Source organism: Paenibacillus sp. Y280, assembly GCF_056786335.1.
In genome coordinates, this window is the sequence record NZ_JBXCIW010000032.1 from 1 (window position 1) to 13,241 (window position 13,241).

Sequence of the window (13,241 nt, forward strand, 5' to 3'; positions counted from 1 at the left end):
TATTAGGCACGCCGCCAGCGTTCGTCCTGAGCCAGGATCAAACTCTCCAAATGGAAGTTTTCGCTTCGACGCGATGTCGAAGAGAAAAGCTTCATGTGTTTGAAATGCTCATTACTTTTTATCGCTTTTTCTTACAATTCGCTAGAATTGCAAGGGCAGTTATTACTCGTTGTTCAGTTTTCAAAGAGCAATCTTTTTTCTTTCGTTCCGGTGTATTTCTTGGCCGGAATAAGAATATACCATGTACTCGCCCAGTATTGCAAGTTTTTTTCGAAAAAAATTAAATAACTATTTTTAAGTGTTGTAATGCTCTGCATCTATTACATGAAGCAACAGTTTTCACTGCTGCTTCACAATTAAATATCAAACAGCCTGCCGCCCGCAGCTTCATATAAACGGGAATACATTTTTAACGCATAAGTGTCCGTCATTCCTGCTACATAGTCGCAAACGAGCCTCGCTTTCACTTTGTCGCATGATCCATGCCATCTTCGTTTTCTATCCTCTGGAAGCAGATTCTTATCATTGATCATCGCGTCGAATAGCATCTCGATTATTTTGCCGCCGCGCCATTCAAAGGTCTGAACCTTTTGAGAGAAAATTACATGATCTATAACTAAACTTTTCAAATCCTCTAATAACTGCATCGCATCCTCAGCAATAACCGCTTTGTAACGCAATCGATTAGAGGAGAAAGAAGGCTGCGGCTCTATGATATCAATCTCATTGATGAAACCGGACACCAAATCCGCGAAAAACGGCTTCGTTTTACTTTTATAACCGCTATTTTCCGTAAAGATACGCAGGGCTGCTCCGATTCTATCTGATGAAATGGACTTATGCCGTTCAACGATCTCGCTCAAATGATCTACATGAATCAGGTTCAGCTTAAAAGCATCCTCCAAATCGTAGGTCGCATAAGCAATATCGTCAGCTAATTCAATAATGGAGCATTCGAATGTTTTATTTATCGTTTTCCGATGCTTGCCCGCTTGAAAATCAGTGACCTCCATGAAGCAGGCCCTCTCTTCCGGCGCAAAGCATTGGGTCACCCACTCGAACACTGGCTCGTCCTCTTCAAACACACTGCATTTGGGCGGTTTTCCCGTTATTTCTGGATTATTAACTTTTTTCATGCTGGCAGGGTATTTTAAAATGGACAATAATGCCGCTCTTGTTAGATCCAGTCCCGTTTCCAATTCCCCTTCTCTATTCGTCAATAACCGAAACGTATGCGCATTGCCTTCAAAGTTAAGCCCAAATGCACTCATGCATTTGTTCAAAGCGCGCTCCCCTTGATGTCCGAAGGGCGGATGCCCCAAATCATGGGCTAGAGCGGCAGCTTCTATAAGCGAGATGTCGATTTTGCTTTCCGACTCTTTGAATATATTATTTTTTTCATTTAAGGTTGTGGCAATTCCTCTAGCAATTTGAGATACTTCAAGAGAATGCGTGAGGCGCGTTCTATGAAAATCACCTTCGCTGATCCCTATAACCTGCGTCTTGGATTGCAAGCGGCGAAACGCAGCCGAATGAATAACTCTGCCAAAATCGCGTTCAAAATCATCTCGGATTGATACCCTTTGCTTCGCATTTTCCGTATCGACATACCTTTGAATATCCGTATCATTATAAAATGAATTCAACGAATGCTTATAGAGAATCATAGGCTCGCTCCCAGCTGGTTTCTTTTAGAAACATTTTAGCAATATATGCACTTTATTAGAAGCAATAGATGAAGAATTCGAAGGAGCGCTATCGTTTGGGAAAAATTGATGTAATCGTCTGGAATCATGACGGCGTTGATTTTACCGATACGATGAAAAAAGTTAAGACGATTATTGAAGCCGATAAATCCTGATCATTTAAAAGCAAGTGTAAATAAGGCCGAGCCTCACGTAAAAACGAGGCTCGGCCTTATCGTTATTCGACAACAAGTACTCTAGGCGATGTTTGACGGATCACTTTTGACGATAACCATGAACCAAGGCCAGCTGCAATTACGCTAAACAAAGCAACTGCTATGATTCCTCCCCATTCCATAATTAGAGGCAGTTGCACAATGCCATAACTCGAAAAAAGGTCAGACAATATAATCGGAAGCACATAAACACCTACAACTATCCCGATCACAACTCCGATTGCAGATAACGCTGCGATCCCTGCAGAGATGGCTTTTCTAATTTGATTCGAAGTCATGCCTATAGATTTATATATCCCGTAGGTTTTGCTCTCCTTCATAATGCTCATCCGGCATATGCTATAAATAATCATGAAGGTAACTCCAACAAACAACAGCCCCATGATACTCATTGGCAAAATTAAAATTGTCGCTGCGTCCTTATAGACGGAATCCAATAAAGTCTGCTGGGTAACCGCTGTAATAGAATCCTTATATTTAGTATTTAGCTCCTGAACGATTTGATCTGCTAGCTTACTATCGGCCAAATTAATGAAACAGAGCTCCGCTGCATTATAATTTTGATTGTATTTTTTAACCACATCCGCCGTAATTCTTGCTGAATAAGACATGTTCGCTATGGCTTGGTAAACACCTGTAATGGTAAGAGTATGCTTATGTCCTTCAATATACACGTCTACAACATCGCCAACATCCTTATCAAGACTTTTGGCAACGTTGACGCCAAGCGCAATTTCGTTGCTGTTCCGCGGGTTATACCCTTTCAAGACAGCCATCCCCATATTTTCAAAGCTTCCGTCAAGGACATCTATATTCCCGTTTATGGATTCGCGCTTAGCTCGTTCAGCGCCCGTCATCTGATCCGGAGCAAATACCCCATTCAGCGAACTCATCCATCCGATGTTTTTGATTCTTGGATCAGCCAGCACTTCCTTCTCCAAATCCGCCCGTGAAAAAGCCGACTTGTTAAAGATCGTCACTGCAACATGAGAGGAATCGTATCCCCACAATGGGGCCGTTTGCTGTATAGCAAAGATACTATTTAGCAAAACAAACCCCAAAACCAGCACCGCTGACGTAATCGTTGTGAGCACGACGATGAGGACGGAATCCTTCACATTTTTCAAAAGCGGTCTTAGTCCAATAACGACGGGGACAGGCAATCGCTCAAAGACGCTTTTTGCACCGCTTATGACTTGAAGCCGTTTGATCATCTTATTGTTTTCCATTTCGGACATGCCATACCGAATAGCTTGCATCGGCTGTACATTACGCGCTTTGCTTGCATAGACCAGCACGCAAAGCAGAACGGCGATAAATACAGCGACTCCGACCAGCATAGCTTTATCATTTCCTTGCATCGTTACCCATAGATCTCCTGCTTTTAAATATGAAAGCGAGCTTTCCACTATCATTCTCGATAAAAAATGACTGACCGCTAAACCCGGAATAATAGAAACAATAGAAAGAAACGCATACTGCATCACATAAATAGCGATCATTTTTTTGGAGGACAGCCCCAATGACTTTAATATTCCAATCGATTTATAATTCGACAGAATGGCATCGGAAATCGTAAATCCAATCGTATATAACGCAACGAGCATCATGATGATGCCCACAAAAATCATCACAAAGCCTATCAATTTATTAATAATGAAATAGAAAGATGAGATCGCTTCAAAATCGTTTTTGGATTCCAGGTAAGGAGTGCCAAGAGCATCCTCAAAGCTTCGCCAATAACGGCTATGCTGACTATAGTCATCATAACGGAGCCCAAGCATAAACATGTCTTCGCCCTGCATCGAATCGAGCTGCTTATGATAATCCGCGCTGTTCATCCAAATCCGTGCACTGGTTGAAAAGGGACCGCCGTATGGAATATCGACCACTATGGCTGATACCTTAAGCTCAAACAACTGCTCGCCCGTTTTAAATCCAATGCTGTCTCCGACCGTAATTGCATTGGTATTTGCCATCGAAGCAGGGATCCATATGCTCCCTTGCTCGGGACTTAGCCCTTCGTTGCCCTGCGCAAAAACAAACTTCTCTACCTGCGCGGGAATCGCTGGTGTATTCATCATAAACAAAAACAAATTCGCAATTTCTTTCCCCTGAAAGGTTGCTCCCGATAAATTTCTGTACGGCAGCAGCTCGGATGCTCGCACTCCGTCCTGCTTATCCCACCAGCTCTTGACCATTTGGGGGTCATGCAGCTGATTCGTCAACGTCAATACTTGATGGGCGCCATTTGTTTTGCGATGAATATCCATAAACACATTTTTAGTATTTGAAATGGCTGTAACGGATGTAGCAAGAAGCAGGGTAGATAATAAGATTAACAAAGCGATTATCCCGTTCTGCAGCTTCTTTTTCCTTAAATGAGCGTAACAAAGCGACCATACGGCATACATATCGTTTACTCCTTCCCCGCCACATAGGAGAAAATGATATGCTCGCGTTCCGAAATATTCGCTTGGTCATATTTATCAAACAATAGGATGCCGCCTATTTTGCCGTCTCTAATTAATATAAGCCGGTCTGCCCTGCAAGCTGCTTTAATATCGTGGGTCACCATGACGACCGACTGGCCTTGACGGTTCATATTCGTTAAAATATCGAGCACTGCCACGCCTTGATCATAATTCAAGCTCCCCGTAGGCTCATCTGCAAAAATAACGTCAGGTGAATTAATTAGCGCTCTGGATATAGCTGCTCTTTGCTGCTGTCCGCCAGAGGCTTGCGCTGGCATGCGATTGCTTAATGCCTCGATATCCAGCTGCTTTAATAGGAGATGCGCTTTGCTCTTCAATTCACTTTTGCGATAGCCCGCAACATAACCGGGCATTACGATATTTTCGAACAATGTAAGGTCGGGCACCAAGTTAATGCTTTGATAAATATAACCGATTTTCTTCGCTCTAAATTGCGCCAGCTCTTTCTCGTTATATTGGTCAATGCGTTGCTCTCGAAAATAAACCTCGCCAGCCGTTACACGATCAAGTCCGCTTAATAGATAGAGCAGCGTCGACTTCCCGGAGCCCGAATTGCCCATGATGACGGTAAAGTCTCCTTCATAAATGTCTAAATCAATGTTGCGGAGCGCATGAAACTGCTCGCTTCCGGTCGAATAGGTTTTGCATAGATTCGCTGCGCGAATAATTGCTTTTTTGGACACCGCTAAGCCCTCCCTTATTGCTGTTATCTAGTCATTGTAAGGGGCCGTTGTAGATAAATACTTATCAAGTTATTAATAAAGTATTACAGCATCTGCTTAACAAATGGGAATGGAAAAACGAAATACCGTACCTTGATCCTTTATGCTTTTAAAAGAAATCGTTCCTCTATGCGCCTCAATGATGTGCTTGCAGATCGAAAGCCCCAGCCCGTTCCCCTCCTGCTGCGGCTTGGTACTTTGTTGTCCTTTGAAGTAACGCTCGAAAATAAACGGCATGTCCTGCGGAAGAATTCCCTTGCCTGTATCTGCTATCGTTACATTCAGGCTCCCCTCTTCAAGCTCGACGCTCATCCGAATCGAATCGCCCGCAGTCGTATGCTTTAACGCATTCGCAACGAGATTGGAAATAACCTGCTCTATACGATTAGCGTCAACTTGAACGAGCACATTCGCAATTTCCGGCGGCTCTATGAAAGCTACACCCGTAGAGCGAACATAATGACTAATCGGTTTGATAATGGTCGACAGCATGCTTTGACTGTATTGCTCGGTCAGGTGAATAGATATTTGGCCTAGCTCCTTTAAGGCATGCAGGAGGAGGTCCTCTACAAGCCGCGCCATTTTATCCGTATTCGTCTGCATCACTTCAACATATCCCATCACCGATTCCATATTGGGACTTACGCCTTCGAGAATTGCATCGATGTATGCTTTGATCGTTGTAAGCGGCGTTTTAATATCATGCGAAATATTAGCAATAAGCTCTTTTTGTGCTTTTTCTTGCTCTGCCCGCTGCTCGCTCAAGAACTTAATTTCCAAACGCATTTGGTCAAAAACCGCATAAACCTCGCCGATCTCATCCAATCTTCCATACTCGGCCCTCTGCTCGTATTCGCCTTTCAAAATCGCTTCAGAATGATCCTTTAATTTATGAACGGGACGGATTATATGGCGGTTGATTTTAAAATGAAGTAAGCCTAGCAGGGTGATTAAAAGGATCATAATCGAAAGGATGATAATCATACGGATAAGCGGTACCTCGTGGGCTTGTTCATTCTCGATAATGCTTGCGGGTATTGTAAAAATAGCATTTCCGATTTGTTGGTTTGTTTGTTCATCTACTACTGGAAAAGCAATTTTAAACTTATTTTTTTGTACTTTAGAGGTGTATAAATCATAGTGAAGCGCCGTTCTAACATCAACTTTCGATTTGGCATTGTTGCCCGAAGAGGTGCTGAAGCGAATGCCGCCGTCCAGCTCCGCAAACAAGAGGGATAGATCGTTAGCTTTACTCATCTCTTGCAAAGCAGCGCCAATTGTTTCATCCTGCAGTTCAGCATGATGCCGTTCCAGATATAACATGATTTCGCTAACCTTTAAACGTACTTGATTAATGACGAAAACAGAATCCGCCTTATCCTCGCTCCTATAGCTGTCGATAACCAAGGAAGCACCACAGCCGATTATGATAGCAAGACAAATAAATACGGCCGTAAACCACGTTTTAAACCAACTATTTAAATACATCAGCTTCTCCTATCTCACGCTTCATCTAGGCTAAACTTATATCCTATACCCCAAACCGTTTTAATATAGGAAGGGTTTGAAGGGTCTGCTTCGATCTTTTCTCGTATTCTGCGAATATAGACGGTTATGGTGCTTTCATCTCCATACTCCGCGTAGCCCCAAATCGCATCGAGCAGTTGACTCTTGGAGAACACTTGATTGTTATGCTTAGTCAAATAAAATAACAGCTCGAACTCCTTGGCAGACAAAGCGATCTCCTTGCCATCCACCGTTACCCTATACGCCTTCTTGTCGATCACGATATTGCCAAAGCTCAGACGGTCTTCTTGAGGGCTCGGCGTTCCGAAGCTGTCCATTCTACGTAAATGGGCATTTATTCTAGCGATCAGCTCGCTCAAAGAGAACGGCTTGGTCATATAATCATCCGCTCCAAAGCCAAGGCCAAGAACCTTATCCGTATCGCTGCCTCTCGCGCTTAGAATAAGGATGGGGGTGTGGCTCTTTTGGCGAATTTGGCGACAAAGCTCAATGCCATCCACATCCGGAAGCATAATATCCAAAACAATAAAATGCGGCTGCCAGCTATCTAGAGCACGCAAAGCGTCTTTCCCATTTTCAGCAATAAGTGCCTCATAGCCGTTTATCGTTACATAATCATTGATGACACGGGAAATATCCTGCTCATCTTCAACAATAAGTATTTTGCGCGGTTGATTCATCGTTTGCTCTCCCATACGAATTCAATCAGGAATGATTAGCAAATAATCGTTTTATAGATCATGCAACTTATTCGACAGCTTCCAGCATTATCCTTTATGAATCGTATTATGCATGATGGGAATCACAATGAAGACAGAGTATCCCCATTTGGCTGATGCCTGATTGGAATGAATTGTGTCCTTGCTGGTGATAAAGGAATTTGTCAACTTTCTTTCGGCTTAAAACTCTAGTGTTTATCCCTCATTTTTCATAATCTTAAACAAAGCTAATATTTGAAATTATCCGTTGAAATACTACCATCTCTATAATATAGTGATAGAATACTAGTAAATTTTACCTAGTTTTCTTAATTAATGATTTTCTATAAAAAAAGGAGCTGTTAACCGTTGTCGCGTTTTATTCCAAAAATCGCCCTGCTAATGGTACTTTCTCTCGTTCTAACGTTAGTTGGTGCAAGTAATCCTATTATTTCCGCAGATAATTCCTCTCTCATCAGCAGCGATTCTCCGAGTGCTCCTAATGACTCCCTTGAACCGCCGGGCTTACTGCAAGGAAATCTCTCTGGTAAAATTAGCTCTAACTCTGAAATGATCTCTTATTTTTCCTCTAAGACAAATCTATTCGGCTTTGAGCAGCCTAAGAGTGACCTGCAAGTAGTCAATAAAGAAAAAGATTCCGAAGGCAATGAGCATTACCTCCTTCAGCAGCATTACAAAGGAATACCCGTTTATGGCATGTATATCCGCACACATTTGGATACAAGTCAAAAAATATACGCCATCACCAATCAGTCCTCTCCTGAACTAAGCCAGTTAACGCTAGACATCGCACCCTCGCTTGATTCCAATCAAGCTATCGACGCCTTAAAGGCAGAGATCGAAAGCACGATAGGCGAAACCATTTCTCTAGGTGGAAATTTCGGACCAAGAAAACTGGATGAACCAAAAACCGAGCTAATCATTTATCCATTTAATGACTCATATGTTCTTGCCTATCGCATCGAAATCGAATATATCAACCCGTCATTTGACCGCTGGGTAGGATTCGTAGATGCCAATACAGGCACTATCTTAAAAAAATTCAGCAAAATGGTCCATGCTACAAACGAGATTGGGACGGGGCAAGGCTATTATAATGAAACTAGAACCTTGAACGTAACCAAAGATAACGGTCGTTACTATCTTCTGGATAAAACGAAGTCGATGTACAAAGCAGATCGAGATAGCGGCGTCATTGCTACTTATGATTTTCAGCGTTATTTTAACGGTCCTATATCAAACTCTTCCACTACCTTTAATGATCCTGAAGCGGTAGATGCTCATTACAACAGCGGTTTAGTTTACGACTTCTACTTTAATCAACTGCAGCGAAACAGCTTCGATAACAATGGATCCTCTATCGTTAACTTTGTTAATTTTGGTGCTTACGATAACGCATTCTGGGACGGATACCAAATGATTTATGGCAGCGGAAGCAGTACCTTCGAATGCTTATCCTGTGCACTTGATGTGGTCGCCCACGAAATGACACATGGCGTTATCGAGTACACTGCGAATCTTGAATATGTAGGCCAATCCGGCGCCTTAAATGAATCGCTGGCTGATATTATGGCTGTTGTTGTTGATTCGGAAGATTGGATAATCGGGGAAGACACCGGTATTATTAAAGGAAGCCGGCTGCTGCGGGATCTTCAGAACCCAGCCCGTGGTCTAAAACCGCAGCCAGCGCATATGAAGGGTTATGTAAATCTGCCAGAGGATGCAGAGCATGATAACGGCGGTGTTCATACGAATAGCGGTATTCCAAACCATGCAGCCTACTTAATTGGTACTGGTATTGAGAACGTCTCTGGTTTGCAAGGTCATGGCAAAACGTTGCTTGGACAAATCGCTTATCGTGCCATGACTTCCTACTTAACGCCGACCTCTGATTTTGCCGATGCACGAGATGCTTTTGTTTTATCGGCTGAGGATTTGGAGCTAAACGATATTCAAAAAGCTGAGGTTGTACAGATCGTAAAAAGCGCATGGAAGGCTGTAGGGTTAGACAATGAAAATGGAGAAAATAACATTGTTACCTTCCAAGTGCCTGGTATGCTCGGTTCTCCCATTATCAATAAAGAATCACATACAATTGCCTTCGAAATTGGTTACGGCAGCAGCTTGCAAAGCTTAATTCCAGCTATAAGCGTATCACCCGGAGCAACACTGACTCCAGCCGTGGATGTGCCTCAAGATTTTTCCACGCCTGTGACTTATACTGTCAGATCAGCGAGCGGAGTCGACCAGCCTTGGAGTATTTCCGGCTCGATCAAGGATCCTGGTGCTATGAATGATATTACGGAATTCCATGCGGAAAAACAGTCTGGACCTGCCATCATAGACCCGGTTCTCCATACGGTTACCTTCTATCTTGAGGCGGATGATGATATTAGTTCTCTCAATCCTATTATTAGTGTCTCTGAAGGCGCAACTCTAAGCGGAGCTCCAACAGATAACGTTAACTTCATTAGCCCACAGGTCTATACGGTTACCGCGCAGGATGGTACACCGCAGCAATGGACGGTAACATGTATTCGTGATTCAGCAAGCCCCAAACTTTATTACGGCTTTGCGCAATCCGAAACCGCTATTGAACTAACCTTTGATGATGCGATGAATGTGGGATCACTGAGCAACATAGCAAACTATGAGCTGCAATCTATCAATTCCACAATACCGAATCCTATCGTTACAGGCGTACTGATCGATTGCCTCCAACCGAATAAAGTAGTATTAACTACTTCAAAGCTCGTATCCCACAATGCTTACCGAATTAAAGTATCAAACGTCAAATCCACAAGCGGATACAACGTTCGACAAGACTGGAACTTCGGATATTTTATAGCTAATGATAATGAGCCTCCTAAATTGACTACAGCTAGAATTACCGGCACTCAGCTCGTTCTGAACTTTGATGAATATATCAGGACCCAGTTCACCCCACAAGCCGCATTTGAGGTAATGGTTAATAACAGGAAAGTTGATGTTAAAAACATCCAGACTTTCTCCAAAAAAATTACGCTTACTATTGCTGAACGAGTAATTGCTTCCGATAAGGTAACTATTTCTTTCAAGCCATTTGATCCCGATATGAAAATCAGGGACTTGAATGACAATGCGATTACAGGCTTCCATAATGAGCCCGTTATTAATCGAACTGTAGCTGCAATTCCGCTTACAGGGGATGGCTGGTTCCATTTCGGAATGTCATTGCAGCAGGTGATTAAGCACCCCGATCAACCTGTCATTTATGCGATTTTCAAAAACAGCAAGCAGGTCATCTCCTCTAATATGGAAACGGGTGAAATAAAAACGATTACGTTAGACTATCAACCAGAGCGATTGTTTTATCGGAATAACGAGCTGTTTGTTTGCTTGATACACAAGAATCACAGTCCCTATTGGTGGGAAGAAGAGCAAACCGGAACAATAGCTATTCTCGACGCCAGCCTGCTTAAGCTGAAAGAAAAATTCAATGTGAATACCGATCCTTATGATCTTGCTGTAGATAACAACGGGATTATATATATCACTTCTGGATCGGGGCAATGGACATTTTTTGATTCTTATTCGCGGGATACAGGAAAGGTTATTCAAAGGGCAATGATCCGACATGCCTCTTTTGTCCAATTGAGCCCGTCACAAAGTAAACTATATACCATTACTACCGATGTATCCCCACGGGATATTTCTGCTTACACTATTGATAACACCGGCCAGTTTACGCCTGCCTACTATGACTCGCCTTATCATGGCGACTACTCGATGTCAACGTTTATGCGCGTCTCGCCGGATGGCAAATTTATATTTAATGGTGCTGGTACAATTTTCAATAGCAGTAAAAGTAGGCTAGAGGATATGACCTATGTCCGATCGATTGCAGCATTTCAGGATGTTGTGTTCGATCTAAATCAAAATAAGTTTTATACCATTAATGATAATATTCTACGTATTTATCAATATTCAAGCTTTGAGCTGCTTGATGAGCAGGTCCTGTCTCACAAGATTTCCAACATTCTACCTGGTCAAGCGGATAACCAGCTACTGGTTGTTCTTAGAGAAAATGGCGGCGATAGTACGACTATATCGGAATTCTATATACCATCGACCAATGATTTCACTCTACAATCCAGCTCAAGTGGAGCCGGTATAGTTCAATTGCTCGTACCTGCAACACAAAATGCTTGTCTCCCAGTGCCAGATTCAGGCGGAGGCGCTGGTCCAGTTAATCCAGGTCCAAGCCCAAGCACTGGTCCAGTTAATCCAGAGCCAGGTACAGGTCCAGTTAACCCAGGACCAGGACCAGCGTCAGGTACGGGGCCAGGACCAGGTTCAGGGCCAGCTCCAGGTGGTGGTGCTATTCCACCCGAAAAAGCACCGGCTGATAGTACACCAGTTGTTACACTTGATGCCGGTAGTATTCAGTCTGATCTGAAAACAAGCCCACAAGGAGAAGCTTCTCTGCAATTAAAACCTGACGTAAGCAAGCTGATGACTGCTATTCAGTCTGCCCAAGCGGGAGCAGAGCAATTTGAAAAAGAGCAAAAGCAACCAACTGTTCCAAAAGTATTGCTTAAGGTCAGTCAGTTGGCGGATAACCTGCAGCTTGAATTGCCTGCGTCACTATTCATTGAAGCTAACACCGCTGCACCTGAGACCGTACTCGTCGTAGGAAATAATTCAGTTGCCTATGAGCTTCCGATCAAGCTCCTTCATACGGATTCATTAAAGAAGGCACTCGGAAATACTGTCAATACGAGCAATCTAACAGTGAGGCTAACGATTGAAAAACCTGACAACACGCTTTTGAGCCAAGTTAAGCAGTCCCTATCAGATGATGGTTATAAACCGGTAACCGATTCCTTTGCTTTTAGCTTATTGGTTGGCAACGCGGAATCGTATACAGAAATCACTGATTTTAATGGACAATATGTGACTCGGTCAATAACGTTATCCAAACCCGAGTCTACTAATCGTCTTTCCGCGCTCGTATTCGATCCAGAGTCGGGAGAGACAAGCTTCATACCGTCAACCGTTCGAACAGAAGACGGGAAAACCATTGTTGATATAAAGTCTCCTCACAACAGCATATATACAGTGGTACAAGCTTCTAAGACGTTCGCCGATGTATCCAAGCATTGGGCTAAAACCGATATCGAAACGATGGCTTCCAAAAAAATCGTTCTCGGAATTACGGAGCAGCAATTCCAGCCTGAGAAACGAATCACTCGTGCTGAGTTTTCAGCGATTCTTGTTCGAGCATTAGGCCTCTCGCTGCCGATAGCAGGTAATCGCTTCAGCGACATCCGCTCTACGGATTGGCATGCAAGGTCAGTAACAGCTGCGGCTAATGCCGGGTTAATTAACGGATACGCCAATGGCAGTTTTGCACCTAATGGCACGATCACTCGTCAGGAGATGGCGGTTATGCTCGGCAGAGCGATCAGCTTCGCTCAAAGTCATGAGAACAAAGCAAGCTCCAGTACCGGTTCAGCAATTAAGCTGTCTACGTTCTCCGATCAAGCGAGCATTTCTGGTTGGGCAACAAAGGATATTGAGCTTATGCTTGCAGCCGGCATTATGCAAGGCGTCACTGCAAGTACATTCGAGCCGGCTGCATCCGTTACTAGAGCCCAAGCGACAGTTGCGCTTCGCAGAACGCTTCAGCATTTAGCATTTATTAACTAATTCTCTAATGATTTGATAGACCATCAGGGATCTTCATGAAAACCCTGATGGTCTTTTTGTTCTTTATTTTCCAATATGAAATCTGTCATCACTAGCGTTGCAATAATGTTATCTGAATCTTCAAAATTTTCTGTTTTCTATCTAATTGAGCATAAAAAATTTCTCG

Annotated in this window: 7 protein-coding genes; 2 read left to right on the top strand and 5 right to left on the bottom strand. The window is 43.2% G+C overall.

Annotated elements, in window-relative coordinates:
• Positions 1–284 (top strand): hypothetical protein (locus tag AC1TPC_RS25005; protein ID WP_482069452.1); only part of this gene is annotated, 284 nt, incomplete at its 5' end.
• 72 nt (positions 285–356) lie between these two features.
• On the opposite strand, the gene AC1TPC_RS25010 is transcribed toward AC1TPC_RS25005, so the two are convergent.
• From AC1TPC_RS25010 to AC1TPC_RS25030, 5 genes are all read right to left on the bottom strand, one after another.
• The gene (locus tag AC1TPC_RS25010) at positions 357–1,667 is read right to left on the bottom strand and encodes an anti-phage deoxyguanosine triphosphatase (protein WP_482069453.1); all 1,311 of its coding nucleotides are present in this window, start codon (positions 1,665–1,667) and stop codon (positions 357–359) included.
• A gap of 256 nt (positions 1,668–1,923) precedes the next feature.
• The gene (locus AC1TPC_RS25015) at positions 1,924–4,335 is read right to left on the bottom strand and encodes an ABC transporter permease (RefSeq protein ID WP_482069454.1); all 2,412 of its coding nucleotides are present in this window, start codon (positions 4,333–4,335) and stop codon (positions 1,924–1,926) included.
• 5 nt (positions 4,336–4,340) lie between these two features.
• Complete coding sequence (locus AC1TPC_RS25020; protein WP_482069455.1) at positions 4,341–5,099, bottom strand: ABC transporter ATP-binding protein; 759 nt, start codon at positions 5,097–5,099, stop codon at positions 4,341–4,343.
• Positions 5,100–5,195: 96 nt separating this feature from the next.
• Positions 5,196–6,626, bottom strand: coding sequence for a sensor histidine kinase (locus AC1TPC_RS25025; protein ID WP_482069456.1), 1,431 nt, complete (start codon positions 6,624–6,626; stop codon positions 5,196–5,198).
• Between the two features lie 14 nt (positions 6,627–6,640).
• Positions 6,641–7,345 (bottom strand): response regulator transcription factor, encoded by a 705-nt coding sequence (locus tag AC1TPC_RS25030; protein WP_482069457.1) that lies wholly within the window; start codon positions 7,343–7,345, stop codon positions 6,641–6,643.
• A gap of 387 nt (positions 7,346–7,732) precedes the next feature.
• On the opposite strand from AC1TPC_RS25030, the gene AC1TPC_RS25035 reads away from it, so the two are divergent.
• The gene (locus tag AC1TPC_RS25035) at positions 7,733–13,075 is read left to right on the top strand and encodes a M4 family metallopeptidase (protein ID WP_482069458.1); all 5,343 of its coding nucleotides are present in this window, start codon (positions 7,733–7,735) and stop codon (positions 13,073–13,075) included.
• Positions 13,076–13,241: the final 166 nt, after the last annotated feature.